The sequence below is a fragment of the Bacillus sp. JJ1609 genome (genome assembly GCF_036967045.1).
GTDB lineage: Bacteria > Bacillota > Bacilli > Bacillales > Cytobacillaceae > Mesobacillus.
In genome coordinates this window covers 68,235-94,389 of sequence record NZ_JBALSS010000004.1, presented here as the reverse complement: position 1 = coordinate 94,389, position 26,155 = coordinate 68,235, and the positions used below count along the sequence as shown (strand labels likewise).

The window sequence follows — 26,155 nt, the reverse complement described above, 5'->3', positions numbered from 1 at the left end:
AAGGCGGAGAAGCAACTTCTGAAAATCACGACAAAGACTTCTACCAGGAGATTGGACGCAAGGGCGGAGAAGCAACTGCTGAAAATCATGGAGAAGAGTTCTACAAAGAGATTGGCGAAAAAGGCGGCAACTCCCGCTCACGTAACAACAACGATTAATAATCCGGTTTAAAAGACCAAGATAAGACGAAGACTTTAAAGTTAGACCAAGATTAAGACTAATACCAAGACCTCAAAGGCGTGGCAGCTTTCATTCAAAATGATGGCTGCCATGTTTTTTATAAGTTAGATTTTCCACGAAAGTTTCCAATTTTGCCGGGGCTGTACGATGTGTTTGCGCTTTTAAAATCATCCTATCATCTTTAAAAGGTTCTACTTTTTCAAATCTCTCATATTCATTAAGTAGAATCTTAATTTTTGAGGTGAAGGAAATGACATGGCAAATCAGAAGTGCAAATAAAGAGGATCACCCTAGATTGGAAGCATTTTTAACAGAAGCAGGTGTAAGTGCGGAAGGATTGAATGAGTCAATAGAAAACTTTTCGCTAATGGAGAACATGGAAGGGGAATTGAAGGCGTGTCTTGGAGTCGAGCCAGTTGAAAAGGCGGGCTTGCTTCGTTCTTTTGTGGTTTCTCCGGAAATCGCTCAGCCTGACCTGATGCTTCTTTTTAAAAGAGCGTTCCTTACAGCAAAGAACCAGGAGCTTGAAGCACTTTATCTTGTAACAAATAAAATGAGTGCGGTTTCTTTCTTCGGCAGCATAGGTTTTGAAATGGTCAACAAATCTGAGCTGCCCGAAACACTTTTGGGAAAAAGTCATTTAAAAAAGGTCTTAACTGTGGATAACTCTGCAATTATGAAAATTATTCTGTAAATTGTGGATATATCCAAAAAGTTATCCACTGAATCCTTAATTTTATACACAATTTGTGGATAAAAACTTGTGTTCGTCTTCTTCTTCTTTTATACTTTCATAGAAATATGGTTATCTAGTAAGGATTAATGGACTAGTATAAGGGAAAGAAGACCCAGAAGCAAAAGGTGGATGTACATGGAAACAATAATATGGACAGTGGATAAGAATGTGGATAATTTAAAAACATATCCACAAATCATAGAAGCAGCACAAAAACTCAAGTTAAATGAAGTAGTCGCTTTTCCGACTGAGACTGTTTACGGCTTAGGTGGCAATGCCAAAAGTGACGAGGCAGTATTAAAAATATTTGAAGCAAAAGGAAGGCCTGGGGATAACCCGTTGATCGTTCATATATCCGACAGGGAACAGATTCATTCCTTTGTAAAGGCTATACCTGAAAAAGCGAAATCATTGATGGATGCCTTTTGGCCAGGACCGCTGACCATCATTTTAGAACAGAAATCAGGTGTGCTGTCTGAAAAAGCGACAGCAGGTCTTTCAACGGTAGCGGTCAGAATGCCTGACCATCCAGTTGCTCTTGCATTGATAGAAGTATCAGGTTTGCCGCTGGCTGCACCGAGCGCAAACTTATCAGGAAAGCCAAGTCCTACAACGGCTGCACATGTTGCGGATGATCTAACTGGAAGGATTTCAGGAATCGTCGATGGAGGCGCTACCGGGGTAGGGGTTGAGTCAACAGTTGTCGACTGTACGGCAGAGGTTCCGGTCATTTTAAGGCCAGGCGGAGTAACGAGGGAACAATTGGAGGAAGTAGTCGGTGAGGTAAGTGCCGATCCTGCGCTTAAGGATGCGGATCAGGCTCCAAAAGCACCGGGAATGAAATATCGCCATTACGCGCCGAACGCTCCTTTCTACCTTGTAAACGGATCAAGTGGACAAATCCAACAGCTTGTCCAGGAGAAACGGAACGAAGGCTTGAAAGTCGGAGTCATGACGACCAAAGAAAATAAAGATTTCTACGATGCGAATGTTGTAATTGCTTGCGGAGAAAGAAGCAAGCTGGAAACAGTAGCCGAGGCCCTTTATGATACATTGCGTGCTTTTAACCAAGAAGACCTTGATATCATTTATGGCGAAGTCTTTCCAGAGCATGGCGTTGGCCAGGCGGTCATGAACAGGCTTTCCAAAGCATCAGGACTGCCGATTATAGATAAATAGAATAAGCATGTGAGGTGCTCTGAATATTCGGAGCGCCTTTTTTAATTTGTAATCTTTTAAGAGTGATGCAACATCAGCATTATGGAATTCGGTTTCTGCTTCACCCATTTAAATCTATTCTCTTTTTGGAATATCAATTCCATAATACATACTTCTAAAACCTTTTGGACGTGCATATGCTGAATTAGCAAGTCCGAGGGGGCGAAGACATGGCAGCAATAGCCGGAGAATTACTCACATTGATTTTGATGGCATTTGCATTGGGAATGGATGCATTTTCGGTAGGTCTCGGAATGGGCATGTTCAGGCTCACGAAAAGACATATCTTTAAAATTGGCGTCACCATCGGTCTTTTCCATGTGTGGATGCCGTTGCTTGGAATGGTTGCTGGCAGGTTTTTATCCGAGCAATTCGGGGCGATTGCCGGATACATTGGTGGCCTGCTGTTGATTCTGCTAGGTGTGCAGATGATTTGGTCAAGCTTTAAAGAGGATGAGGCAAGCCTGATCACTCCGGTTGGGAGAGGCTTATTTATTTTTGCCTTAAGCGTCAGCCTCGATAGCTTCTCCGTTGGACTTACGCTTGGGATTTACGGCGCAAGAACAGCACTGGTCCTTGTGTGCTTTGGCGTAGCGGCAATGGTACTGACATGGGCAGGCTTGCTGGTTGGACGGAAAGTGCAGGGCTGGCTTGGTACATATAGTGAAGCGCTTGGCGGCAGCATTTTGCTGGCGTTTGGGATCAAATTGCTTTTGCCATTATAAAGTAACCTTTTGTGCACCTGGTCATCAGGTGTATTTTTTTACGCACGGCACCTTGTTTCTCCGAAATGAAATCTCTGAATAATTATCATATAATGAAGAAAAGTTGTTAACAGCACATCACAGGAGGGAAAAACATGGCGCGCGTCTTATTTGTTTGTACCGGAAATACATGCCGAAGCCCGATGGCGGAAGCGATTTTAAAAAGCAAGCAGCTCCCGGGGGTTGAGGTGAAATCAGCGGGAGTTTATGCGGTAAATGAAGCTGAAGCATCTGTGAATGCGAAAGCTGTGCTTCAGGAGAATAACATTAGCCATGACCATCGATCCTCTACATTAACGGGAGATGAGATGAACTGGGCAACATTAGTATTAACGATGACACAGAGCCATAAGGCAATGATTCTAAGTCAATATCCAGGTGCCTGGGATAAAACTTTTACCTTGAAGGAATTTGCGGAAGACGATCTAAATCCAGATGTGGCAGACCCTTTTGGCGGGAATGAACAAATTTATCGCGAAGCTTTTCTAGAAATTAAAGAAAGTATAGAAAAAATCGTAGAAAAACTCCGATAATAACCTTGAAGGCTATTTCATTACTTATCAGGGGGATTATCAGTGGGTGCTAAAAAGAGCTATAAATTTGGGTTGAGAAAGAAAATGGTTTGGCTGACAACAGTCTTGGCGATCATTACTTACTCAACGAGTGCATTCTTTATCTATTTTTTATATCCTTATATTCAAAAATTCACGGAGATTAATTCACTAGCTTATACAGCAGCTGTACTAGGGATGGGAATCTTTTGGTCAGGTTTGCTAGCTTATGTGGCAGCTGGATTGATTATTAAGCCGCTTCAAAAGCTGGAGCAATCTGCGATGAGGGCTGCGGCTGGCGAGATTGGCGCCGATGCTGAATTGTCAAAATCGGATGACGAGATTCGTTCACTTGGACTGGCTTTCAACAATATGCTGGCGAATCTCCGCGAAATGGTCAGCCAGATTGATACGAATTTTAAAGAAACGAATGAAAAGGTCATCGTCATTTCTGGTCAGTCAGCAGCAGCTTCTGAACAGGCTTCGCTCATCTCGACAACGATTAAAGAGATTGCGGCCGGTGCCGACTCGTCTGCTTTATCCACACAAACGACCGCAGAATCGGTAGATCAGGTCATCAGGATTGCAGAAGAGGTCCAGGAGAAAGCAAGGGCGTCCGAAACGATTTCAATCGAGATGGTAAAAGACCTGCAGGAATCGAAAAACGCAATTCATTCCTTGATTTCCGGAATCGAAAGGCTTGCCAACGATAACCGTGAATCGCTCGGGACTGTTAAAAGATTAGAAGAGAACGCCGTGAAGGTTGAGCAGATCATCCAGCTTGTCGGTGACATCGCAGCCCAGACCAATTTGCTGGCCTTGAATGCATCGATTGAAGCAGCAAGGGCAGGGGAACATGGGAAAGGATTTGCTGTGGTTGCCGAGGAAGTCAGGAAGCTGGCCGATCAAAGTGCTGATGCGGTTCAGGGCATTTCTGAATTGATTCAGAACATCCAGTCTGAAGTCCAGAATGTCGTTGGACAAATCAGCAGACAGGTTGAAACCGCCAATGGCGAAGCGAAAAAAGGGGAAAGAACAAATCTCGTCATTGACGAAATGACCGGAACAATCAACGAAATGGCCGAGGTCATCCATACCATTACTGGATTAGTAGAATCGCAAATGGAGACAATCCAGCATACGTCAACGCAGTCACAGGAAATGGCCGCGATTGCGGAAGAAACTTCAGCAGGGGCATTGAGTGTCGCATCTGCAGCCGAACAGCAAGCAGAAGTGATCGAGAACGTCGAGCAGCTTGCAGTCGAACTGAAAAACCAGGCAGATAAATTAAAAGGGACGATTACGAAGTTCGTGCTTTAAATTAAGTCAACTTATATATTTTGCCGCAGCCTTAGGGTGCTGCGGCTTTTCTTTTTGATTTTTTAGATGATCACAACTGGAAAAAAACAAGTGGAATTTCCAGTTCGCTGAAATATCTTATTTTTTTCGGTTTGTTGCCAATAAATTTAATTTATCGCCAATAAAAGGTCTGTGTTCGTTAATAGAATTTCACAGCTAAAGAGATGATTATGTAAAATAGCTGAAAGAACAAAAATCTCCAAGGTGGAGCAAACTAACCCGATTTCTTTATAAAATTGAAGTAATATGAGAAAATAACGGTAGAATTTATTGCCCCGCAAGCCGGGAATCAATAGGAGGATTTTACAATGAAAGTTGCAATTGCTTCAGACCATGGCGGAGTGAATATCCGTGAAGAAATAAAGAGCTTGATGGACGAAATGAATATTCAATATGAAGATTTCGGCTGTGAATGCGGTACATCAGTGGACTATCCTGACTATGCACTTCCTGTTGCTGAAAAGGTGGCAAACGGAGAATTTGATAAGGGAATTTTAATCTGCGGAACAGGAATCGGCATGAGCATTGCCGCGAACAAGGTAAAAGGGATTCGCTGTGCCTTGGTGCACGATGTTTTCAGCGCGAAAGCAACGCGCCAGCATAATGACAGCAACATCCTCGCAATGGGAGAACGAGTCATCGGGCCAGGACTTGCCCGGGAAATAGCGTCTGTATGGCTGACCGAAGAATATGAAGGCGGACGTCACGAAAATCGTGTGGGCAAAATTAAGGACTATGAAAACCAGAGTGGAAAATAAGCTAATTGGAAGTTGAATTCATAAGAGGCTGGCATGGATTGATCATCCTGTGCCCAGATCACTGCAAAGGGGGCGATGACATTGGCAATCGAACATTGGGAAGCAGAACTGAAGTCAATCCTCACTGATTTTAATGAACAGGCTCAACTGAAAAAAGGTCAGGTGCTGTTGGTTGGCTGCAGCACGAGCGAAATGATCGGGCAAAAAATTGGCACTGCTGGTACGGAAGATGTTGCAGAAATGGTGTTCAGCCAGCTTCGCGATTTTCAAGCTGAAACAGGAGTTCAGCTTGCATTCCAATGCTGTGAGCACCTTAACCGTGCAATTGTAGTGGAGCGTGAAATGGCTGAGCTGAAGCAGCTGGACGAGGTGACGGTGGTTCCAGTCAGGACTGCTGGCGGGGCGATGGCTTCCTTTGCCTATCAGAAGATGAATGATGCCGTGGTTGTGGAATTCATCAAGGCAGATGCCGGGATCGATATCGGGGACACTCTGATAGGGATGCATTTGAGGCATGTAGCTGTTCCTGTGCGTGTTCCGCAAAAAAGCATTGGCCATGCACATGTCACTTTGGCGAAAACAAGGCCGAAGCTGATAGGCGGTGCTCGGGCGGTATATGAGCGGACAAAGGAAAATGAATCTTGCTAAAGTGGAAAGGAATCTGGCTCTATTTTTACGAATAAAAAAGAGTCATCCTTTCCTTTCATTATAATATCGGCTAAAATAAGAATGAATTTTCAAATAACGAATCAATACATATAGCAAATGAAGGGGGAACTATAGTGAAGCACTTGTCACAGCAAGATAGCCAGGTTTATGCAGCGATTCAGGATGAGCTTAAGAGGCAGCGCACGAAAATTGAATTAATCGCCTCTGAGAACTTTGTAAGCGAGGCAGTTATGGAAGCGCAGGGTTCTGTGCTGACGAATAAATATGCGGAAGGATACCCAGGCCGCCGTTATTATGGCGGATGTGAGTATGTGGACGTTGCCGAAAACATTGCACGCGATCGCGCGAAGGAAATTTTCGGAGCTGAGCATGTGAACGTCCAGCCGCATTCTGGCGCCCAGGCGAATATGGCTGTTTATTTCACTGTCCTTGAACAGGGAGACACGGTCCTCGGCATGAATTTATCACATGGCGGCCACCTGACGCACGGCAGCCCAGTTAACTTCAGCGGCATCCAGTACAACTTCGTTGAGTACGGTGTTGACGAGAAAACACATCTAATCAATTATGATGATGTTCTTGAAAAAGCGCTCGAGCATAAGCCGAAGATGATTGTAGCAGGTGCGAGTGCATACCCTAGAGCGATTGACTTTAAGCGTTTCCGTGAAATTGCGGATGAAATTGGAGCTTATCTAATGGTCGATATGGCTCACATTGCAGGTTTGGTTGCTGCTGGCCTTCATCAAAATCCAGTTCCATACGCTGATTTTGTTACGACTACTACTCATAAAACGCTTCGCGGACCGCGCGGGGGCATGATTTTATGTAAAGAAGAATTCGCGAAGAAAATTGATAAATCGATTTTCCCTGGGATCCAGGGCGGACCGCTTATGCATGTCATTGCTGCTAAAGCAGTTGCTTTTGGTGAAGCGCTACAGGAAGACTTCAAGCAATACGCGCAAAACATCATTTCAAATGCAAGCCGCCTTGCTGAAGGCTTGAAGAAGGAAGGAATCAACCTCGTTTCTAACGGGACCGATAACCATCTTCTGCTTGTAGACCTGCGCTCACTTAGCTTAACTGGAAAAGTGGCTGAGAAGGTGCTCGATGATATCGGAATCACGGTGAACAAAAACACGATTCCTTTCGATCCAGAAAGTCCTTTCGTCACAAGCGGAATCCGTATCGGAACAGCAGCAGTAACAAGCCGCGGCTTCGGACATGAAGAAATGGATGAAATCGCCTCTATAATCGCCTTCACATTGAATAACCACGAAGACGAAGCAAAACTAGAAGAAGCAAAAACACGCGTCGAAGAACTAACAAGCAAATTCGAACTATACCCAGAACGATAAAAACCACACACTTTAACACATTAACGTGCCGGGGGTCAGACCCCCGGCGCGGTGATGCGTTAAAGTGCTCTGATTATTTGAGGCAGCCTTTGTGAATGAGGGCTGCTTTTTTGCGGTAAAATGACTATGATTACTAAAATAATACATTAGGCGGCAATGGTTGCTTACAGCAATGTTTTTCTGTAAAATTAGACGAAGTGTGATTCAACAGATCTTACATATAACAGACAGGTGTTCACAACTCATTTACCCTGAAAAGGAGAGATACACATGGCAAAGGTATACGTATTTGACCATCCATTGATCCAGCATAAACTTACTTATATTCGTGATAAGAGTACAGGCACAAAGGAATTCCGGGAGCTTGTAGACGAAGTTGCAACGCTTATGGCATTCGAAATCACTCGTGACATGCCACTCGAGGAAATTGAAATCGAAACACCAGTCAACAAGACGAAATCCAAAGTTCTTTCTGGTAAAAAGCTTGGAATCATCCCAATTTTACGTGCTGGAATCGGCATGGTTGATGGTATCCTTAAATTGATCCCGGCTGCAAAGGTTGGACACATCGGACTATACCGTGACCCGGAAACATTGATGCCGGTTGAATACTATGTCAAGCTTCCTAGCGATGTCGAGGAGCGCGATTTTATCGTAGTCGATCCAATGCTTGCTACAGGCGGATCCGCGATTGAAGCGATCAACTCTCTTAAAAAGCGTGGCGGAAAGCACATCAAATTTATGTGTTTGATTGCGGCTCCTGAAGGGGTAGATGCAGTGAAAGAAGCACATCCAGACGTTGATATATATATTGCTGCACTAGATGAAAAGCTAAATGACCACGGATATATTGTTCCAGGACTGGGCGACGCAGGCGACCGTTTATTTGGAACTAAATAAGGAGTGTTTGATTTGAATCAGCCGATTAAAGTCATGACGATATTTGGGACTCGCCCTGAAGCGATTAAGATGGCGCCGCTTGTCCTTGAATTGAAGAAGCACCCAGAGCATTTTGAATCGATCGTAACAGTTACTGCCCAGCACCGCCAAATGCTGGACCAGGTTCTTGATATTTTCAATATTAAGCCGGATCACGACCTGAACATCATGAAGGATCGCCAGACATTGATTGATGTAACAACAAGAGGTTTGGAAGGCCTTGACAAGGTAATGAAGGAAGTTAAGCCTGATATCGTCCTTGTGCATGGCGATACGACAACGACATTTGTTGCCAGCCTTGCAGCATATTACAATCAAATTGTTGTCGGTCATGTTGAGGCCGGCTTGAGAACGTGGAATAAATATTCGCCGTTCCCGGAAGAAATGAACCGTCAGTTGACAGGCGTAATGGCAGACCTTCATTTCGCGCCTACATCCAAATCTGCGGCAAATCTTCTGCAGGAAAACAAGCTTGAAGAAAATATCTTCATTACTGGTAATACTGCAATCGATGCGCTGAAAACGACGGTAAAAGAAACGTATCAGCATGAAGTGCTTGATAAGCTAGGCAATGACCGCTTGATCCTGATGACTGCCCACCGTCGTGAAAACCTTGGTGAGCCGATGCGCAATATGTTCCGTGCGATCAAGAGGATTGTTGATGAGCAGCCTGATGTACAGGTTGTCTATCCAGTTCACTTGAACCCGGTTGTCCGCGAGCTTGCTGATGAAGTGCTTGGAAATGATCCTCGCATCCATCTGATTGAACCGCTTGATGTAATTGATTTCCATAACTTCGCATCTCGTGCGCACTTGATCCTTACTGATTCAGGCGGAGTGCAAGAAGAAGCACCATCTCTAGGTGTTCCGGTTCTTGTACTGCGTGATACTACAGAGCGTCCTGAAGGGATCGAGGCAGGTACACTTAAGCTTGCCGGCAATGAAGAACAGCCAATCTATGACATGGCTACCGAACTTCTGACAGACCGTGATGCCTATGAAAAAATGGCAAAGGCTTCAAATCCTTATGGAGATGGCCGCGCATCAGAACGTATTTGCGAAGCAATCCGCTTCTACTTCAAACAAACTGACAAGCGACCTGGTCAGTATCAATAAAAGCAAGTGATGAGCACCTCTTTTATAAGGGGTGCTTTTTTGTTTGGAATAGTTAAGTAGGTTTTTCGTAGAATAATCCTCCATGACATTAAAATAGACGCAGAATTGATCTCCATCTGCATACTAAACCTCCCTTAAACAAAATCTATTCAAAAAAGGGAGGGTAAATAGCTTGAAAAAGTGGAGTATACTAATCGTTTTCCTGGCCTTCATCCTAATGGCTGGATTCAAACCAATTAAGCTTCAGCATCCGCCAATTCCAGCAGAAGATCCTTCCGCGGAAAAAGTAGCGATTGTCCTGACAAAGCACCAATTGACTGAAAAAGAGATCAGCGGTCAGCTTCATAAATTCAAAAATATAAAGCTTCGCCGCATTTTCAAGCATGCGATCAACGGATATTCGGTGGAAGGTCCTATTTCGGAGCTGAGACAGCTAGAAGGTCGGAATGAAATAAAACTAGTATCAGAAGTAAGCACCTATCAGGTTGAAAATGCTCCTTATTTGTCGACCAGTTACCAGAAAATCACCCCGATGTCAGATATCAAAAAAATTGAAATAAACCCAAATCATCATCCAAAACCGTACCGGTCAAGTGATAGTTTTACCGATAATTTTGAACTGATTGGTTCAGAGGCTGTCCGCAGCATTTTGGATAAGAATGGTGAGCGGCTGACGGGCAGGGGTGTAACAATAGGTGTGATTGATACTGGGATCGATTATGATCATCCGGACCTTAGAAGGAATTACGCTGGAGGTCATGACCTGGTAGATGGGGATGAGGATCCGATGGAAACAAAAGGAATTGGGATGAAAAGCACCCTGCACGGCACGCATGTAGCTGGGATTATAGCGGCGAATGGAAGAATGAGGGGAATGGCGCCGGAAGCTAAAATTATTGCCTATAGAGCGCTAGGTCCTGGAGGGAGCGGTACAACTGAACAGGTCATCGCTGCAATCGACCAGGCGATTAAGGATAAGGTAGACATTCTGAACCTTTCTCTTGGCAATGATGTGAATGGCCCCGACCTGCCCATCAGCCTTGCGCTCAATAAAGCTGTAGATAGCGGGATTACAGCAGTTACTTCTTCTGGAAACTCGGGCCCGAACCGATGGACGGTAGGATCACCTGGAACAGCTTCCAAAGCGATTAGTGTTGGAGCCTCAACCCCGCCTATGAAAGTCCCATATGCCACGGGAAATGTTTCAGCTAAGAAAATCCGGCTTGAGCCTTTGCAGGGGTCGGAACAATGGAATAACACCCAAAGTGAGAAAATCGTATTTGCTGGCATTGGCAGAAAAAATGAGATGAAAGATGTAAAAGACAAGCTTGTGATCGTTGAACGAGGGCAGCTTACTTTTACAGAAAAAGCGAAGAACGCCCTCAACGCAGGAGCTGTCGGAGTCATTATTTACAACAATTCAAAAGGAACTTTCTTCGGGAACCTGGAGGAAAGTCTGCCGATACCAGTGGCGGCGATCAGCAAACAAGAAGGAGAATCCCTGAAAAAACAGCTTATAAAAGGCCAAGCTCTATTAAGGATAGAATTAATAGAAGAAAGAGATATCCTTGCCGACTTCAGCTCGCGTGGCCCGGTTACGTCAACATGGGAAATCAAACCGGATATTGTTGCTCCCGGGGTGGCCATAAACAGTACAATTCCAGGAGGATATTTGTCCCTGCAGGGTACGAGCATGGCCGCGCCGCATGTGGCTGGGGCAGCTGCTTTGATCAAACAAGCACATCCAGAATGGGGACCATACGAAATCAAGGCGGCAATTATGAACACAGCCAAGCAGATTGTGAATCGGGACGGACAACATTATCGAACATATGAACAAGGAGCCGGTCGTATCCAGACAGAAGCTGCGATCAAAACCGAAACCATCGTCAAGCCGGGATCGCTGCAATTCGGAAAGTTCCAGCTGGCAGATAATATGCACCGGCATAGTGCAAGGCTTGAAGTCAGGAATACAAGCACACACACGAAGTACTATTCTTTTTCGATGCCAAATTGGGAAACAGGGATTGAATGGGAGATGCCTTTTTCCTTTTCCGTTGAGCCGAATGAAACGAAGATGGTGGAGATCGCAATGACTGCCAGTCCGGAGTTTTTAAAGAAAAAAATTCAGGATGGCAGCCTCGTTCTTGATGATGGCAAAAATAAAATTAGAATTCCTTATTTGTATGTCCTTGAGGAACCAGATTATCCACGAGTCATGGGATTTGATTTCGCACCTGCTGACAATGCCGGTGCCTATCGTTACGAAGTCTATTTGCCTGGCGGCGCTGATGAATTCGGTATCGCCCTTTTCGATCCGGATCAGTATCGCTTTATAGGTTTCCTTGATTGGGGTAGGGGAATTAAAAAAGGAATGATGACAAAAGAAATTCTTGTCGAAAATCTGCCAGAAGAAGGAGTATACTTAGCCAAGGTTTTTGCCAAAAAGGCAGGACGTGAAAGTACGATTGAAACCATTATATCGGTCAAGAAAAATCAGATTGAAAACAAAGCCGGAAGGAACTGAAATCCTTGCCGGCTTTATTTTGAAAAACTATTCGGATTGTTATTTTTAGATAGGGTAAAGGGTATAAAACGCACGTGAAAACTTTGTGAATTTTTTCACGCCAATGGATTGACTTTGATTGGAGCCTATTGTATGCTTATCTAGGTGTAAATGATAGGGTTTTCAAAAATATTTCGACAATATTTTTAAATGTTTTGCTAGAATAAATCCTTACATAGACATACGGACTGTTCAATCCCTAAAACGAGGATGTGATTGAATGCGTCAAAACAAGCGTAATCCATTGCAAGCAATGGCTCTAACGTCCGCGATTCTTTCTCAATTAGTCGGATCTATACTGATTGGCATTTTCTCAGGAAGATGGCTCGATCACAAAGTAGGAACCGAACCACTTTTTCTCATTCTCGGTCTACTCATGGGATTGGCTGCTGGCGTGTACGCCATGCTCCGTTTGATCCAACACTTTTTTTCAGGAGACTAATCTTTAATGTCAGAAATAAACCAAATGTTTCATCGGCAACGTCGGTATATGTACGTACTTTTAGCTGTTTATGTTCTTGGCTGGGGATTTACCTCCTATAAATCAATCTTTGCAGGGTTAGCTCTTGGAACTGCATTCAGTTTCATGATCTTATTGCTTTTAGCAAAAAGAGCGCAAAGCTTTGATAAGGCTGTGTCTCAAGGGAAAAAGGTCCGTTCGCTCGGGTCGGTCTCTCGATTGGCAACAGCGGCAATCGCAGCAATGATTGCATTGGAATATGAAGAACAATTTCATATGGCAAGTGTGGTAGTGGGACTAATGACAACCTATGTTGTTATTATCATAGATTATTTTATTCAAAGTTTTCTACAACATAAATAGCGGGGGAAGAGAGGTGAATACTGTTGCATCATGAAGCTCCATTAGTTCATTTTTTGGGACTTACTTTTAACTTAGCTAATGTCTTAATGATTACAATAGCAAGTGTTATTGTTTTTCTGATTGCTGTTCTTTCTACACGTCGTATGGCGATGAAGCCTACTGGAATCCAGAACTTCTTTGAATGGGTTATGGATTTCGTCAAGGGCATCATCAACAGCACGATGGATTGGAAAGATGGTGGAAGATTCCACATACTTGGACTGACTCTGTTAATGTACATTTTCGTGTCCAATATGCTTGGTCTGCCATTCGCAATCGTGATTGACGAAACATTATGGTGGAAATCACCAACTGCGGACCCAATCATTACTTTAACTTTAGCCGTAATGGTGGTTGCACTTTCCCATTATTATGGAATCAAGTTAAAGGGCGGAAGAGAATATGCAAAGGGCTTTTTCAGTCCGATGAAATTCTTGTTCCCACTTAAGATTATTGAAGAGTTTGCAAACACGCTAACACTTGGTTTGCGTCTCTACGGTAACATTTATGCTGGTGAATTATTACTATCTTTGCTTGCAGGCGGTTTGGCTGCATCGGGGATTGTTGGTACTATCGCAGCGATTCCTTTAACACTGGTTTGGCAAGGATTCTCCATCTTTGTTGGTACGATCCAAGCCTATATTTTCACCATGTTAACAATGGTTTATCTGTCCCATAAAGTCAGTCATGACCATTAAAAATAAACCTGTTCATATGAACAACAATTTTTTTAAAAAATTTTTCTATACAAACTAAGGAGGAACAAAATAATGAATCTTATAGCAGCAGCAATCGCAATCGGACTAGCAGCAGTAGGCGCTGGTATCGGTAACGGACTTATCGTTGGACGTACAGTAGAAGGTATCGCTCGTCAGCCAGAAGCACGTGGTTTACTTCAAACTACAATGTTCATCGGGGTTGCGTTAGTAGAAGCATTGCCGATCATCGGTGTAGTAATTGCGTTCATGGTTTTAGGCCGTTAATCTTACGTAAATTATTCAAATGGCGAAGACGATTCTATTTGATGCTTCGCCATTCTTATGTACCCATAATGATTGAAAAATAATCAAATCGATATATTTCATCCTTTTATATTGAAGCAAAAGGTTCCTTTCGCTCAATCAAAAAAGGGAAAGACTCTTGAAGGGAGTGAATCGAGGGTGTTAACAAGCCAATTTGTACTCGGTGCTGCAGAAACAGCACACGAAGGTATTAACGGTGGAGACATCGTATTCCAGCTAATTATGTTTCTTATTTTGCTAGCATTGCTTAAAAAGTACGCTTGGGGTCCGTTAATGGGCATCATGAAACAGCGTGAAGAGCATATCGCAGGCGAAATTAACGCTGCTGAACAAGCTCGTCAAGAAACAAGCAAGCTTCTAGCAGAACAACGTGAACTATTAAAGCAATCTCGTAATGAGGCTCAAGAATTGATTGAGAACGCGAAAAAGCAAGGCGATATTCAACGCGAAGAAATCATCGTGGCTGCTCGTGCTGAGTCAGAACGCATTAAAGAATCTGCGAAGCGTGAAATCGAACAGCAAAAAGAACAAGCTGTTGCTGCTATTCGTGAACAAGTTGCAAGCCTTTCTGTTTTAATTGCTTCTAAGGTGATTGAAAAGGAACTTACTGCAGCTGATCAAGAAAAGCTGATCAATGATTATATTCAAGAGGCAGGAGAAGGCCGATGAGCAACTCAATGGTAGCAAAGCGCTATGCGTTGGCTCTTTTCCAGTTATCGAAGGAAAATAACCTTCTGGCACAAGTGGAACAAGAACTTCGTGTAGTGAAGGAAGTTTTAGTGAATTCCAGTGATTTAAATGCAGTTTTACAGTCTCCTAAAGTCTCAGCTGCGAAGAAAAAAGAGATCATCAAAGACTCTTTTTCACAGGTGAATCCTTTCGTATTGAATACTTTAATGATTCTGATTGATCGTCATCGCCAGGACCAAATGGTCGAAGTGGTCGATCAATTCGTTGAACTGTCAAATGAAGAGCATGGCATTGCTGACGCGAAAGTGTACAGCATTCGCCCTTTAACAGAAGACGAAAGTGATGCATTATCAGCAAGCTTTGCAGCTAAGGTTGGTAAAAAATCGCTTCGCATTCAAAATATTGTAGATCCTGAATTGCTAGGCGGATTGAAAATCCGTATTGGGAATCGCATTTATGACGGCAGCTTGCGCGGCAAGCTAAACCGTTTAGAACGTAAATTGCTAGGCTAAGATTCGTAGATAGGGGGTAAACTCATGAGCATCAATGCTGAAGAAATCAGTGCGCTGATAAAATCGCAAATCGAAAATTATCAGTCGGAAATTCAAGTGAGTGATGTGGGTACAGTTATCTCTGTAGGTGACGGTATCGCCCGTGCTCATGGCCTCGACAATGTCATGGCTGGAGAACTTGTTGAATTTTCAAACGGCGTTATGGGTATGGCACAAAACCTTGAAGAAAATAACGTCGGTATTATCATCCTCGGACCTTTCGCTGACATCCGCGAAGGTGATGAGGTGCGCCGTACGGGCCGCATCATGGAGGTTCCTGTAGGGGAACAGCTAATCGGCCGCGTGGTAAACCCACTTGGACAACCAGTAGATGGTATGGGTCCAATTAACACAACTAAAACTCGTCCAATCGAGTACGCTGCACCAGGCGTAATGGATCGTAAATCGGTTCATGAGCCATTGCAAACTGGTATCAAGGCGATCGACGCTCTTGTACCAATCGGCCGCGGACAGCGTGAATTGATCATCGGTGACCGCCAGACTGGTAAAACATCTGTTGCCATCGATACAATCCTTAATCAAAAAGGCCAGGACATGATCTGTATCTACGTTGCAATCGGTCAGAAGGAATCAACTGTACGTAATGCGGTTGAAACTCTCCGTAAGCACGGCGCGTTAGAATATTCTATCGTTGTTACAGCATCTGCATCACAGCCAGCTCCATTGCTATACCTTGCTCCTTATGCTGGTGTAACGATGGCGGAAGAATTCATGTACGATGGCAAGCATGTTCTTGTAGTGTATGATGACCTTTCTAAACAAGCGGCTGCATACCGTGAACTTTCCTTGCTGCTTCGCCGTCCTCCAGGTCGTGAAGCATATCCAGGGGATGTATTCTACTTGCACTCACGTTTATTAGAGCGTGCTGCGAAATTGAGCGACGCTAAAGGCTCAGGTTCAATCACAGCACTTCCGTTCATTGAAACACAAGCAGGCGACGTTTCTGCTTACATTCCAACGAACGTTATCTCAATCACAGACGGACAGATCTTCTTGCAGTCTGACCTATTCTTCTCTGGCGTACGTCCAGCGATCAACGCAGGTCTTTCTGTATCCCGTGTAGGTGGATCCGCTCAAATCAAAGCGATGAAGAAGGTATCTGGTACACTGCGTCTTGACCTTGCTTCATACCGTGAATTAGAAGCATTTGCTCAGTTCGGTTCTGATCTTGATAAAGCAACTCAAGCGAAACTGAACCGTGGTGCTCGTACGGTTGAAGTTCTTAAGCAAGACTTGAACAAGCCGCTATCTGTTGAAAAGCAAGTAGCGATCCTATATGCACTAACTCGCGGCTTCCTTGATGATATTCCATTGCAGGATATCCGCCGCTTTGAATCAGAATTCCATACATGGTTAGACCACAACCGCAAAGAAGTGTTAGACCATATCCGTACGACGAAGGAACTTCCTTCAGATGACGATATGTCTGCTGCAATTAACGACTTCAAAAAGACGTTTGCAGTTTCTGAGTAAAAATTCAGGCCAGGCCAGGCAAGTCCTTAACTCAAACCTTCACGGTATGTTCAGAAGGACTTGCCGGCCAGCTTGACATTTGACTTGAACAATCTTTGAAAAAGGGTGGTGAGAACCTAAATGGCATCTTTACGTGATATAAAATCCCGTATAACTTCAACTAAAAAGACGAGCCAGATTACTAAGGCAATGGAAATGGTATCTGCTGCTAAATGGAACCGTGGAGTAATGAATGCGAAAGCATTCGTACCTTACATGGAAAAAATCCAGGAAGTGACTACTTCAGTTGCGATGGGCAGCAAAAATTCCAATCATCCAATGCTGAACAGCCGTCCGGTGAAGAAAACGGGATATCTAGTGATAACTTCAGACCGCGGTCTTGCAGGGGCTTACAATAGTAACGTCATTCGTCAGGTTTATCAAACGATCCAAAGTCGCCATAAATCAAATGATGAGTTTGCAATTATCGCCATCGGCAGAGTGGGCCGTGACTTTTTCCAAAAGCGTGGCATGAATGTTGTACTTGATATCGTCGGTATTGCTGACCAGCCGTCTTTCGCTGAGATCCAGGACATTGCCAGCAGTACAGTTGGCATGTTCTCTGATGGAACATTTGATGAGCTGTACTTATACTACAGCCATTACATCAGCGCAATTTCACAGGAAGTGAATGAAAAGAAGCTGTTGCCATTAACTGATATGGCAGCATCTGCAAAGCTGACTTCCTATGAATTTGAACCAGATGCTGAAGCAATCCTGGATGTTCTCTTGCCACAGTACGCAGAAAGCTTGATATACGGAGCACTGCTTGACAGTAAAGCAAGTGAACACGCTGCTCGTATGACAGCCATGAGAAATGCAACGGATAACGCGAAAGAGCTGATCAATTCTCTCAGCTTGAGCTACAACCGTGCACGTCAGGCTGCTATTACCCAGGAAATCACCGAAATCGTCGGTGGAGCCGCAGCGCTCGAGTAGAATATATAATTGGCGCATACTGCCATATGATTATTTTTTGATGACAATCGGGGATGTGGCATGATGTCCACATCCCATCATGATGTATATATTTGAACAAGTACGTTAGGAGGGAACAAGATGAACAAAGGACGCGTTCTCCAGGTTATGGGTCCGGTTGTTGACGTTAAGTTCGAAAGCGGCAATCTTCCAGAGATCTATAACGCTTTGAAAATTGTAAGTAACGATGCGGATGTTAACATCGAACTAACCCTTGAAGTAGCCCTTCATTTGGGTGATGACACAGTTCGTACAATCGCTATGTCATCCACTGACGGCCTTAAGCGCGGAGTGGATGTAGTAGATACAGGTGCTGCCATCTCTGTACCAGTAGGGGATGTAACACTTGGACGTGTATTCAACGTATTGGGTGAGTCTATCGACCTTGACGCTCCACTACCGGCTGATGCACGCCGCGATTCAATCCACAGGGAAGCTCCAACTTTTGAACAGCTTTCTACTGAGGTTGAAATCCTTGAAACAGGTATTAAGGTAGTAGACCTTCTTGCTCCATATATCAAGGGTGGAAAAATCGGATTATTCGGTGGTGCCGGTGTAGGTAAAACTGTATTAATCCAGGAATTGATCAACAACATCGCTCAAGAGCACAGCGGTATCTCTGTATTCGCAGGTGTTGGTGAGCGTACACGTGAAGGTAACGACCTTTACCACGAAATGACTGATTCTGGCGTTATCAAGCAAACTGCGATGGTATTCGGCCAGATGAACGAGCCGCCAGGAGCACGTATGCGTGTTGCCCTAACAGGTTTGACTATGGCAGAGTATTTCCGTGATGAGCAAGGACAGGACGTTCTTTTCTTCATGGATAATATCTTCCGTTTCACGCAAGCAGGTTCTGAGGTATCTGCCCTGTTAGGCCGTATGCCTTCAGCGGTAGGTTACCAGCCAACTCTTGCAACTGAAATGGGTAAATTACAAGAGCGTATCACATCTACTAACGTAGGTTCTGTTACATCAATCCAGGCGATTTACGTACCAGCCGATGACTATACGGATCCGGCTCCGGCTACAACTTTCGCCCACTTGGATGCAACAACGAACCTTGAGCGTAAGCTTTCTGAAATGGGTATCTACCCTGCGGTGGATCCACTTGCTTCGACTTCACGTGCATTAACACCTGAAATCGTTGGCGAAGACCACTACAATGTAGCTCGCCGCGTACAGCAAACATTACAGCGTTACAGAGAACTTCAGGACATCATTGCGATCCTTGGTATGGACGAACTTTCTGACGAAGATAAGTTAATCGTACACCGCGCTCGCCGTGTTCAGTTCTATCTATCACAAAACTTCCACGTAGCTGAGCAGTTTACTGGTCAGAAGGGTTCATACGTGCCAGTTAAAGAAACTGTTAAAGGTTTCACTGAAATCCTTGACGGGAAATATGACCACCTTCCAGAAGATGCATTCCGCCTAGTTGGCCGTATCGAAGAAGTTATCGAGAATGCAAAACGTATGGGTGTAGAGGTCTAAAAACGGACCAGGAGGGTAAAAAATGAAGACGATTAAAGTCAGTGTTGTTACTCCCGATGGGCCGGTGTATGAGGGAAATGTAGAAATGGTAAGCACAAAAGCTCGCACAGGTGAGCTGGGAATCTTGCCAGGCCACATTCCAATGGTTGCACCGCTACAAATTGGCGCTGTCCGTTTGAAAAATGGCAGCAATACTGAATTCGTTGCGGTCAGCGGCGGCTTCCTTGAAGTCCGTCCTGAGCAGGTAACCATCCTTGCTCAATCCGCTGAACAATCTTCTGAGATCGACCTTGAGCGTGCACTAAGAGCAAAAGAACGTGCTGAGCAGCGCCTGCATGAAAAAAAGCAGGAAAATGTTGACTTCAGACGCGCAGAACTTGCCCTTCAGCGTGCGATCAACCGTATTTCAGTTGCTGAACGCAAAATCTAATGAAACAACACCCTCTAGATTATTCTAGAGGGTGTTTTTATTGTGGAGAGTGGCTAATCTGCTAACCAATAGATTTGCATATCTGGGAGTAGCTTCCGTTTCGCCAAAAAAGTTGTGAACTTCGCCAATATATTTAAATTTTCGCCAATAAAATTATTTTTCTGCCAATAAATTGAGATTTTCGCCAATATATATGTGAAAACCGCCAATAAAAAAGAACGCAGACAAATTTCTCAAAAGAATTCCCACTTGAATAATCAAAATTAATCATCTCTTCTACCTTTCCGCTGACTAACAAAAATTTTCACTCCAATATATCCTTATTTTTAAAAAAACTTTCAAAGATTCTCCCGCCTGTTGCAGATTACAAAAATGTTGATAAACGTCACTGACAAAATTAGCGAATGTAGGTTTTAATATAAAATGTAACCGATTGCCACTACCCGGTGTTACAAACTTTTACAGCAGTGGCTCGAACTTATTTCCGGTCTGCACTTTCCTGAAAAGCCGAGCGCTGTCATCCTCAAGAAAACACCTGTTCAAAACAAGACGAATAAATTCCGATCCATGCAACTAAGTATGGAAGTGGACGACTAATTCTGGCTATCGATCCAAGTCATTTTTGTACCCTATTTTTCTATTGAAAAAGGCATGGAAGAAGGTTGCCAGTTTGTTCAAAGCTTTATCGACACACATTTGCAACAATGGTATAATTGTTATCGGTTACAAGTTTGATAAGTATGAAAATTTTACAACATTGGAGGGATGGGCATGGAACAGTTGAATCTATATCAAAATAACTATTTGATAGTCTTTGTGTTCCTATGTCTCGGGGTATTGCTTCCGGTTGTTGCTTTATTCGCAGCAAAGCTGCTGCGTCCTAAGTACAAGCAGGATGAGCGGAAATATACCACCTACGAGAGCGGGATGGAACCTTTCAGCGATGCTAGGGTTCAGTTTAACGTCCGTTATTATGTTTTTGCTCTTATGTTCGTTATTTTTGATGTAGAAACAGCGTTTTTGTATCCATGGGCTGTCGCCTATGAGAAGTTGGGGATCTTTGCGTTGATTGAAATGCTGATCTTTGTCGTATTGCTTCTCATTGGACTCATCTACGCGTGGAAAAAGAAGGTGCTAAAATGGATTTAAAATTGGATGATCTTTCACCTGCAGAAATGGCAGAACTCCAAAGAAATGTATTCGTGACAACACTTGAACAGGTTAAAGGCTGGGCACGAAGCAACTCCATGTGGCCAATGACATTCGGTCTAGCTTGCTGTGCGATCGAAATGATGGCTTCCAGCTCCGCTCACTATGACCTTGACCGTTTCGGAACGTTTTACCGGAACTCGCCGCGTCAATCAGATGTCATGATCGTATCAGGAACTGTTACGAAAAAAATGGCTCCTACAGTGCGCCGACTGTATGATCAGCTGGCTGAACCAAAATGGGTAATTGCCATGGGATCATGCGCGACAGCAGGAGGTCCTTACGTAAAATCTTATTCAGTAGTAAAAGGGGTCGACCAGATCGTTCCCGTCGATGTATACATACCGGGATGCCCGCCGAACCCAGCAGCACTCATTTACGGGATTAATAAATTAAAAGAGAAAATCCGTTACGAGGCGAAGACCGGGAAGAAGGTGATCTAACCGATGAGCGGGGAAAAGGATTTAGAGCAGATAAAGAGAGAAGCAGCTGAAAAAGCGAAAGAGCTGGCAAAACAGCGCATGGCAGCAAAGCAATCCGGTGAAGGAAATGATCCGAAAGAGGTTGCTGAAAAAGTCGCTGCACCAGAAGAAAAACAAGCTGAGGCACCTGCAGCAAGTGATGACGCAGACCTCGCGAAGAAAAAAGCCGCCGCTGCAGCAAAAGCGAAGGCAGCAGCATTGGCGAAAATGAAAGCGAATGCGCAAGCAGCAGGAGAATCACCTGAAGCTCCTGTAGCGTCAGAGACTCCAGCCACTCCGGCAGAGCCAACAGGAGACGAAGCAGACCTCGCGAAGAAAAAAGCCGCCGCCGCAGCAAAAGCAAAGGCAGCCGCACTCGCGAAAATGAAAGCGACTGGCCAGGCAGAAGCAGGAGAATCAGCAGAAGCTCCAGCAGGCGACGACGATGACCTGGCGAAGAAGAAAGCCGCAGCGGTAGCGAAAGCAAAGGCGGCAGCTGCAGCAAAACTGAAAGCAAAGGCCGAGGCAGGTGAAGGATCAGAAGCTCTAGCAGGCGACGATGATGACCTGGCGAAGAAAAAAGCCGCAGCAGTAGCGAAAGCAAAGGCAGCCGCAGCAGCGAAAGCGAAAGCTGCAGCAATGGGCGGAGATGCTGGTGGATCAGCGGATGACGAAAAAGCGAAAGCGATTGCCGCAGCTAAGGCCAAAGCAGCAGCTGCCGCAAAGGCAAAGTCCGCAGCCGGAGCAAAAACCGAAGCTGCAGAACCTGCAGAAGAGAAGAAGCCTTCTCCAAACCAGCCATATCTTGATAAGTATGTAAAAGTGATTTCAGATAACCTTGGTGCGGATGTTTTAGAAGATTACTATATTAACCCGTTATCCAAGGATGTGCCGACGCTTGTTGCGAAGAAAGATTCGTATCATCGTGTCGCTGCATTCCTGAAGTACAATGAATTGCTAGGATTCGATTATTTATCAGAGCTTCACGGCACTGATTTTGTAACACATATGGAAGTGTATGTGCATTTATACTCATATAAAAACAGGCAGACAGTTGCACTGAAGGTCAAACTAGATCGCGATCATCCGGTCATTGAATCCGTTCAGCCGCTTTGGGCTGGTGCTGATTGGCCTGAATGTGAGACTTACGACTTGCTTGGTATTAAATTCGAAGGCCATCCTAACCTCCATCGCATCATGCTAGGTGAAGACTGGGTCGGCCACCCATTAAGAAAAGACTATGAACCGTATGATGTGGAGGTGTAGCCCGTGATACGCACAGAAGAAATGCTCTTGAACGTGGGCCCGCAGCACCCGAGTACACACGGTGTATTCCGCCTCGTTCTTAAAATCGACGGGGAAATTATAGTGGAAGCAAAGCCTGTAATCGGCTACCTGCACCGCGGTACGGAAAAACTTGCGGAAAATCTTCAATATACCCAGATCATTCCGTATACGGACCGAATGGATTATGTATCGGCAATGACGAATAACTATGTACTTGTCCATGCAGTAGAAACAATGATGGGCATCCAAGTTCCTGAACGAGCTGAGTACTTAAGGGTTCTTGCAATGGAATTGAACCGTGTTGCCAGCCATCTGCTCTGGTGGGGAACCTTCATCCTTGACTTTGGAGCTACGAGCCCATTGCTGTATGCATTCCGTGACCGCGAAATGATCCTGAATCTGCTGAATGAACTTTCAGGTGCGCGCCTGACCTTCAACTACATGCGGGTAGGCGGTGTTAAATGGGATGCTCCGGAAGGCTGGCTTGAAAAGGTTGCCGATTTTATCCCTTATTTAAGAGGACAGCTGAAGGGATACCATCAGCTAGTATCGGGAAATGAAATTTTCCTTAACCGTACAAAAGGCATCGGCAAATATACAAAAGAAGATGCCATCAACTACTCATTGAGTGGGGCAAACCTTCGCAGTACTGGCGTCAAATGGGATTTGCGCAAGGATGAGCCGTATTCAATTTATGATCGCTTCGACTTTGATGTTGTCACCCGTGAAGAAGGAGACGCACTTGCCCGTTACTATTGCAGGTTAGGCGAAATCGAAGAATCACTTAAAATCATCGAACAGGCTTTGGAACAATTCCCGAAAGAGGGAGAAATCATGGCCAAGGTTCCAAAGATCATCAAGGCTCCAAAAGGGGAAGCATTTGTCCGGATCGAAGGCTCCAGAGGCGAAATCGGCTGTTACATATCCAGCGATGGCAAAAAAGAGCCTTACCGTCTCAAGTTCAGAAGGCCGAGCTTCTATAATTTGCAAATCCTTCCTAAACTTTTAGAAGGTGAAAGCATCTCGAATCTGATTGCAATTTTAGGAGCGGTTGATATCGTTCTTGGGGAGGTAGACGGCTAATGGTTGCGGATCTTCTCACTAATAGCCCGGGCTTGATCAACTTTGGTATTTTCTTTCTTTTGGCAGTTGTCCTGTTGCTCGTAATCCTCGGATTTGTAACAATGGCCATTCTGGCTGAGAGAAAAGTGCTTGGTTTTATGCAGGGACGTTATGGCCCGGCACATGTCGGCGGAAAATGGGGCCTCTTGCAGTCTGTGGCCGACGTTTTGAAGCTTTTGGTAAAAGAAGACTTAATCCCGAAATTAGCAGATAAGCCGCTGTTCATCATCGCACCGGTGATTGCGTTTGCTCCATCCTTCATGGTAATGGCGACCATCCCGCTTACAGATGAACTGCAATTTGCTGATTTGAATGTTGGTTTCCTATACTATATCGCTATTTCAGGCCTGACGATTGTCGGGATGTTAATGGCAGGCTGGGCATCAAACAATAAGTACTCCTTGCTTGGCGGTATGCGTGCTGCGGCACAAATGATTTCCTATGAAATTCCGCTGGTCATGAGCGTTCTTGGGATTGTCCTGCTTTCAGGAAGCCTGAACTTGAATGAAATCGTAGAGGCACAGGGCAGTAAAGGCTGGTTCATTCTATGGCAGCCAATCGCCTTCATCGTATTCTTCATTGCTGCTACTGCAGAACTGAACAGGGTACCATTCGACCTTGCTGAAGCGGAAAACGAACTAGTTGCCGGCTTCCATACCGAGTACTCTGGCTTCCGCTGGGCGATGTTCATGCTTGCTGAATATGTGTATATGTTCGCAATGTCTGCCTTGATTGTTGTGCTTTTCCTTGGAGGCTGGCTGCCGCTTCCGTTCCTGGGCTTTATTCCAGGCGCTGTGTGGTTCTCGCTTAAGTTCAGCCTTGTGGTGTATATTCTGATCTGGTTCCGGGCGACGTTCCCGCGTATCCGTGCAGACCAGCTGATGGAGTTCGCATGGAAGGTACTACTGCCGGTTGCACTTGCAAACATTTTCCTGACAGCTTTGATAAAAGAACTTTTCAATATTTAAAAAAAGAATGGGAGCATTCGCTTTAAAAAAGCGCCTCTGCTTCCTGCATTAAAAGGGGTGAATAACGTGCTAGGATGGACTAAAGGATTAGCTTATACCCTTAAACAATTATCTCGTGAAAAGCTCACTTATGATTATCCGAACGAGCCAATTCCGCTTCCGGACCGGTTCCGGGGCATTCAGAAGTTTTATCCCGAAAAATGCATTGTCTGCAATCAATGTGCCAACATTTGTCCGACAGAATGCATTAATTTGACTGGTAAAAAGCATCCTGATCCAACGAAAAAAGGAAAAATCATAGATACGTATGATATCAACTTCGAGCTTTGCATCCTCTGTGACCTATGCACAGAAGTTTGCCCGACTGAAGCGATCATCATGACGAACAACTTTGAGCTTGCTGAATACAGTCGGGATGACTTATTTAAGAACCTGGAATGGCTTGACGAAAATGATGAGAATATACGGAAGGTGAATAAAGCATGACGTTATCAGGCGAATTTTTTGCGTTTATGTCACTTGCTTTAGTGGCGGTAATCGGCGGCGTGCTTTTATTGAACCTTACCAAGGTCATCCACATGGTCGTTGCACTCGTCTTTACATTCGTCAGTATTGCAGGAATTTATATTTTGTTATCAGCCGAATTCATAGCGGTGATCCAGGTCATGATTTATTCCGGAGCGATCACGATCATCATGCTATTCGGAATCATGCTTACCCGCCACCACAGTGACGATGAAGAGCAAAAAACAAGTCCATGGAGAAAGATCCTGGTTCTTCTTGGCGTACTGGGCTTCGGTTCAGCTGTTTATTACGGAATCTATGACTTGAGTTTTGAAGCAGTCCCGAATACGCTGCATGAAGATAACACAGAACAAATCGGAATGGCGCTTTACTCCAAATACATCATTCCATTTGAGCTGACATCCGTAATACTGCTTGTCGCGTTGGTAGGCGCTATCGTATTGGCGCGAAATGATGATAAGGAGGGGGATAAGGAATGAGTTCTGTTCCAGTTTCAGCCTTTCTTGCACTTGCACTTATCCTATTTTGCATCGGACTATACGGTGCTTTGACTAAACGGAACACAGTTATCGTGTTGATCTCGATTGAATTGATGCTCAATGCAGTCAATATCAATCTAGTAACCTTCAGTAAATACGGGTTGAACCCTTCCATCACAGGCCAGGTTTTCGCACTGTTTGCCATCTCGGTAGCAGCAGCAGAAGCAGCTGTGGGACTAGCGATTTTGATTGCTCTTTACCGCAACCGCAGATCGGTCAATGTTGATGAAATGAATCAGCTCAAAAATTAATTCGATCAAAAGGAAAGCGTAC

Annotated in this window: 30 protein-coding genes and 1 pseudogene; all 31 read left to right on the top strand. The window is 44.5% G+C overall.

Annotated features, from left to right (window positions below; genetic code table 11):
- On the top strand, positions 1 to 158 hold a 158-nt coding region (locus V7654_RS02895; protein ID WP_335428573.1), incomplete at its 5' end, for a KGG domain-containing protein.
- A 272-nt stretch (positions 159 to 430) separates the two neighbouring features.
- Complete coding sequence (locus V7654_RS02890; RefSeq protein WP_335428320.1) at positions 431 to 874, top strand: GNAT family N-acetyltransferase; 444 nt, start codon at positions 431 to 433, stop codon at positions 872 to 874.
- A 177-nt stretch (positions 875 to 1,051) separates the two neighbouring features.
- Positions 1,052 to 2,095 (top strand): L-threonylcarbamoyladenylate synthase, encoded by a 1,044-nt coding sequence (locus V7654_RS02885; RefSeq protein ID WP_335428319.1) that lies wholly within the window; start codon positions 1,052 to 1,054, stop codon positions 2,093 to 2,095.
- Between the two features lie 209 nt (positions 2,096 to 2,304).
- Complete coding sequence (locus V7654_RS02880) at positions 2,305 to 2,859, top strand: manganese efflux pump MntP (protein ID WP_335428317.1); 555 nt, start codon at positions 2,305 to 2,307, stop codon at positions 2,857 to 2,859.
- 134 nt (positions 2,860 to 2,993) lie between these two features.
- Positions 2,994 to 3,431 (top strand): low molecular weight protein arginine phosphatase, encoded by a 438-nt coding sequence (locus tag V7654_RS02875; protein WP_335428315.1) that lies wholly within the window; start codon positions 2,994 to 2,996, stop codon positions 3,429 to 3,431.
- 84 nt (positions 3,432 to 3,515) lie between these two features.
- Positions 3,516 to 3,830: pseudogene (locus V7654_RS23880) on the top strand (HAMP domain-containing protein); the annotation flags it as partial.
- Entirely contained in the window at positions 3,822 to 4,769 is a 948-nt protein-coding gene (locus tag V7654_RS02870; protein WP_438825245.1) for a methyl-accepting chemotaxis protein, read from the top strand. The pseudogene V7654_RS23880 and the gene V7654_RS02870, both read left to right, overlap by 9 nt.
- 347 nt (positions 4,770 to 5,116) lie before the next feature.
- A complete protein-coding gene (rpiB, locus tag V7654_RS02865; protein ID WP_335428312.1) occupies positions 5,117 to 5,566 on the top strand; it encodes a ribose 5-phosphate isomerase B in 450 nt (149 codons plus the stop codon).
- Between the two features lie 75 nt (positions 5,567 to 5,641).
- On the top strand, positions 5,642 to 6,214 hold the full coding sequence (locus V7654_RS02860; RefSeq protein WP_335428310.1) for a TIGR01440 family protein: 573 nt from the start codon (positions 5,642 to 5,644) through the stop codon (positions 6,212 to 6,214).
- A gap of 134 nt (positions 6,215 to 6,348) precedes the next feature.
- Positions 6,349 to 7,590, top strand: a complete 1,242-nt coding sequence (gene glyA / locus V7654_RS02855) for a serine hydroxymethyltransferase (protein WP_335428309.1) — start codon at positions 6,349 to 6,351, stop codon at positions 7,588 to 7,590.
- 270 nt (positions 7,591 to 7,860) lie between these two features.
- Positions 7,861 to 8,490 (top strand): uracil phosphoribosyltransferase, encoded by a 630-nt coding sequence (gene upp, locus V7654_RS02850; RefSeq protein WP_207501354.1) that lies wholly within the window; start codon positions 7,861 to 7,863, stop codon positions 8,488 to 8,490.
- A gap of 33 nt (positions 8,491 to 8,523) precedes the next feature.
- Positions 8,524 to 9,645, top strand: a complete 1,122-nt coding sequence (gene wecB / locus V7654_RS02845; protein WP_438825244.1) for a non-hydrolyzing UDP-N-acetylglucosamine 2-epimerase — start codon at positions 8,524 to 8,526, stop codon at positions 9,643 to 9,645.
- Positions 9,646 to 9,862: 217 nt separating this feature from the next.
- On the top strand, positions 9,863 to 12,172 hold the full coding sequence (locus V7654_RS02840; protein ID WP_335428571.1) for a S8 family serine peptidase: 2,310 nt from the start codon (positions 9,863 to 9,865) through the stop codon (positions 12,170 to 12,172).
- A 259-nt stretch (positions 12,173 to 12,431) separates the two neighbouring features.
- Positions 12,432 to 12,653, top strand: coding sequence for an AtpZ/AtpI family protein (locus tag V7654_RS02835; RefSeq protein WP_335377310.1), 222 nt, complete (start codon positions 12,432 to 12,434; stop codon positions 12,651 to 12,653).
- Between the two features lie 6 nt (positions 12,654 to 12,659).
- Complete coding sequence (locus V7654_RS02830) at positions 12,660 to 13,034, top strand: ATP synthase subunit I (protein WP_335428306.1); 375 nt, start codon at positions 12,660 to 12,662, stop codon at positions 13,032 to 13,034.
- A 23-nt stretch (positions 13,035 to 13,057) separates the two neighbouring features.
- Positions 13,058 to 13,771, top strand: a complete 714-nt coding sequence (atpB, locus tag V7654_RS02825; RefSeq protein WP_335428305.1) for a F0F1 ATP synthase subunit A — start codon at positions 13,058 to 13,060, stop codon at positions 13,769 to 13,771.
- A 72-nt stretch (positions 13,772 to 13,843) separates the two neighbouring features.
- Positions 13,844 to 14,056: a F0F1 ATP synthase subunit C gene (atpE, locus tag V7654_RS02820; RefSeq protein WP_026572680.1), complete on the top strand. Its 213-nt coding sequence runs from the start codon at positions 13,844 to 13,846 to the stop codon at positions 14,054 to 14,056.
- Between the two features lie 177 nt (positions 14,057 to 14,233).
- Positions 14,234 to 14,764 (top strand): F0F1 ATP synthase subunit B, encoded by a 531-nt coding sequence (gene atpF / locus V7654_RS02815; protein WP_335428303.1) that lies wholly within the window; start codon positions 14,234 to 14,236, stop codon positions 14,762 to 14,764.
- A complete protein-coding gene (locus tag V7654_RS02810) occupies positions 14,761 to 15,297 on the top strand; it encodes a F0F1 ATP synthase subunit delta (protein WP_335428302.1) in 537 nt (178 codons plus the stop codon). Before atpF ends, V7654_RS02810 begins: the two co-directional genes overlap by 4 nt.
- 24 nt (positions 15,298 to 15,321) lie before the next feature.
- On the top strand, positions 15,322 to 16,830 hold the full coding sequence (atpA, locus tag V7654_RS02805; protein ID WP_335428300.1) for a F0F1 ATP synthase subunit alpha: 1,509 nt from the start codon (positions 15,322 to 15,324) through the stop codon (positions 16,828 to 16,830).
- Positions 16,831 to 16,950: 120 nt separating this feature from the next.
- The gene (locus V7654_RS02800) at positions 16,951 to 17,808 is read left to right on the top strand and encodes a F0F1 ATP synthase subunit gamma (RefSeq protein WP_335377316.1); all 858 of its coding nucleotides are present in this window, start codon (positions 16,951 to 16,953) and stop codon (positions 17,806 to 17,808) included.
- Positions 17,809 to 17,928: 120 nt separating this feature from the next.
- Positions 17,929 to 19,341 carry a F0F1 ATP synthase subunit beta gene (gene atpD, locus V7654_RS02795; RefSeq protein WP_335428299.1) on the top strand — a complete coding sequence of 471 codons (1,413 nt, stop codon included), beginning with the start codon at positions 17,929 to 17,931 and terminating at the stop codon, positions 19,339 to 19,341.
- Between the two features lie 22 nt (positions 19,342 to 19,363).
- The gene (locus tag V7654_RS02790) at positions 19,364 to 19,771 is read left to right on the top strand and encodes a F0F1 ATP synthase subunit epsilon (protein WP_335428298.1); all 408 of its coding nucleotides are present in this window, start codon (positions 19,364 to 19,366) and stop codon (positions 19,769 to 19,771) included.
- 771 nt (positions 19,772 to 20,542) lie between these two features.
- A complete protein-coding gene (locus V7654_RS02785) occupies positions 20,543 to 20,920 on the top strand; it encodes an NADH-quinone oxidoreductase subunit A (RefSeq protein WP_207501341.1) in 378 nt (125 codons plus the stop codon).
- Complete coding sequence (locus V7654_RS02780; protein WP_207501340.1) at positions 20,911 to 21,423, top strand: NuoB/complex I 20 kDa subunit family protein; 513 nt, start codon at positions 20,911 to 20,913, stop codon at positions 21,421 to 21,423. The genes V7654_RS02785 and V7654_RS02780 overlap by 10 nt, the downstream gene beginning before the upstream one ends.
- Before the next feature lie 3 nt (positions 21,424 to 21,426).
- Entirely contained in the window at positions 21,427 to 22,707 is a 1,281-nt protein-coding gene (locus V7654_RS02775; protein WP_335428297.1) for an NADH-quinone oxidoreductase subunit C, read from the top strand.
- A gap of 3 nt (positions 22,708 to 22,710) precedes the next feature.
- Positions 22,711 to 23,811 carry an NADH-quinone oxidoreductase subunit D gene (locus V7654_RS02770; protein ID WP_335428295.1) on the top strand — a complete coding sequence of 367 codons (1,101 nt, stop codon included), beginning with the start codon at positions 22,711 to 22,713 and terminating at the stop codon, positions 23,809 to 23,811.
- Positions 23,811 to 24,818, top strand: coding sequence for an NADH-quinone oxidoreductase subunit NuoH (nuoH, locus tag V7654_RS02765; protein WP_335377321.1), 1,008 nt, complete (start codon positions 23,811 to 23,813; stop codon positions 24,816 to 24,818). The genes V7654_RS02770 and nuoH overlap by 1 nt, the downstream gene beginning before the upstream one ends.
- Before the next feature lie 66 nt (positions 24,819 to 24,884).
- Entirely contained in the window at positions 24,885 to 25,304 is a 420-nt protein-coding gene (nuoI, locus tag V7654_RS02760) for an NADH-quinone oxidoreductase subunit NuoI (protein WP_207501336.1), read from the top strand.
- The gene (locus V7654_RS02755; protein WP_335428293.1) at positions 25,301 to 25,822 is read left to right on the top strand and encodes an NADH-quinone oxidoreductase subunit J; all 522 of its coding nucleotides are present in this window, start codon (positions 25,301 to 25,303) and stop codon (positions 25,820 to 25,822) included. Before nuoI ends, V7654_RS02755 begins: the two co-directional genes overlap by 4 nt.
- Positions 25,819 to 26,133, top strand: a complete 315-nt coding sequence (gene nuoK, locus V7654_RS02750) for an NADH-quinone oxidoreductase subunit NuoK (RefSeq protein WP_335428292.1) — start codon at positions 25,819 to 25,821, stop codon at positions 26,131 to 26,133. The genes V7654_RS02755 and nuoK overlap by 4 nt, the downstream gene beginning before the upstream one ends.
- The last annotated feature ends 22 nt before the right edge of the window (positions 26,134 to 26,155 follow it).

What these genes read in the sequence shown, in the direction of transcription:
- atpE (WP_026572680.1), top strand. Translation starts at nt 13,844, where the DNA reads ATGAATCTTATAGCAGCAGCAATCGCAATCGGACTAGCAGCAGTAGGC.
- V7654_RS02875 (WP_335428315.1), top strand. Translation starts at nt 2,994, where the DNA reads ATGGCGCGCGTCTTATTTGTTTGTACCGGAAATACATGCCGAAGCCCG.
- V7654_RS02885 (WP_335428319.1), top strand. Translation starts at nt 1,052, where the DNA reads ATGGAAACAATAATATGGACAGTGGATAAGAATGTGGATAATTTAAAA.
- rpiB (WP_335428312.1), top strand. Translation starts at nt 5,117, where the DNA reads ATGAAAGTTGCAATTGCTTCAGACCATGGCGGAGTGAATATCCGTGAA.
- V7654_RS02860 (WP_335428310.1), top strand. Translation starts at nt 5,642, where the DNA reads ATGACATTGGCAATCGAACATTGGGAAGCAGAACTGAAGTCAATCCTC.
- V7654_RS02890 (WP_335428320.1), top strand. Translation starts at nt 431, where the DNA reads ATGACATGGCAAATCAGAAGTGCAAATAAAGAGGATCACCCTAGATTG.
- V7654_RS02810 (WP_335428302.1), top strand. Translation starts at nt 14,761, where the DNA reads ATGAGCAACTCAATGGTAGCAAAGCGCTATGCGTTGGCTCTTTTCCAG.
- wecB (WP_438825244.1), top strand. Translation starts at nt 8,524, where the DNA reads ATGACGATATTTGGGACTCGCCCTGAAGCGATTAAGATGGCGCCGCTT.
- nuoK (WP_335428292.1), top strand. Translation starts at nt 25,819, where the DNA reads ATGAGTTCTGTTCCAGTTTCAGCCTTTCTTGCACTTGCACTTATCCTA.
- V7654_RS02780 (WP_207501340.1), top strand. Translation starts at nt 20,911, where the DNA reads ATGGATTTAAAATTGGATGATCTTTCACCTGCAGAAATGGCAGAACTC.
- V7654_RS02880 (WP_335428317.1), top strand. Translation starts at nt 2,305, where the DNA reads ATGGCAGCAATAGCCGGAGAATTACTCACATTGATTTTGATGGCATTT.
- V7654_RS02830 (WP_335428306.1), top strand. Translation starts at nt 12,660, where the DNA reads ATGTCAGAAATAAACCAAATGTTTCATCGGCAACGTCGGTATATGTAC.
- atpA (WP_335428300.1), top strand. Translation starts at nt 15,322, where the DNA reads ATGAGCATCAATGCTGAAGAAATCAGTGCGCTGATAAAATCGCAAATC.
- V7654_RS02755 (WP_335428293.1), top strand. Translation starts at nt 25,301, where the DNA reads ATGACGTTATCAGGCGAATTTTTTGCGTTTATGTCACTTGCTTTAGTG.
- nuoH (WP_335377321.1), top strand. Translation starts at nt 23,811, where the DNA reads ATGGTTGCGGATCTTCTCACTAATAGCCCGGGCTTGATCAACTTTGGT.
- upp (WP_207501354.1), top strand. Translation starts at nt 7,861, where the DNA reads ATGGCAAAGGTATACGTATTTGACCATCCATTGATCCAGCATAAACTT.
- V7654_RS02790 (WP_335428298.1), top strand. Translation starts at nt 19,364, where the DNA reads ATGAAGACGATTAAAGTCAGTGTTGTTACTCCCGATGGGCCGGTGTAT.
- V7654_RS02800 (WP_335377316.1), top strand. Translation starts at nt 16,951, where the DNA reads ATGGCATCTTTACGTGATATAAAATCCCGTATAACTTCAACTAAAAAG.
- V7654_RS02835 (WP_335377310.1), top strand. Translation starts at nt 12,432, where the DNA reads ATGCGTCAAAACAAGCGTAATCCATTGCAAGCAATGGCTCTAACGTCC.
- atpD (WP_335428299.1), top strand. Translation starts at nt 17,929, where the DNA reads ATGAACAAAGGACGCGTTCTCCAGGTTATGGGTCCGGTTGTTGACGTT.
- V7654_RS02840 (WP_335428571.1), top strand. Translation starts at nt 9,863, where the DNA reads ATGGCTGGATTCAAACCAATTAAGCTTCAGCATCCGCCAATTCCAGCA.
- V7654_RS02775 (WP_335428297.1), top strand. Translation starts at nt 21,427, where the DNA reads ATGAGCGGGGAAAAGGATTTAGAGCAGATAAAGAGAGAAGCAGCTGAA.
- V7654_RS02870 (WP_438825245.1), top strand. Translation starts at nt 3,822, where the DNA reads ATGCTGGCGAATCTCCGCGAAATGGTCAGCCAGATTGATACGAATTTT.
- V7654_RS02785 (WP_207501341.1), top strand. Translation starts at nt 20,543, where the DNA reads ATGGAACAGTTGAATCTATATCAAAATAACTATTTGATAGTCTTTGTG.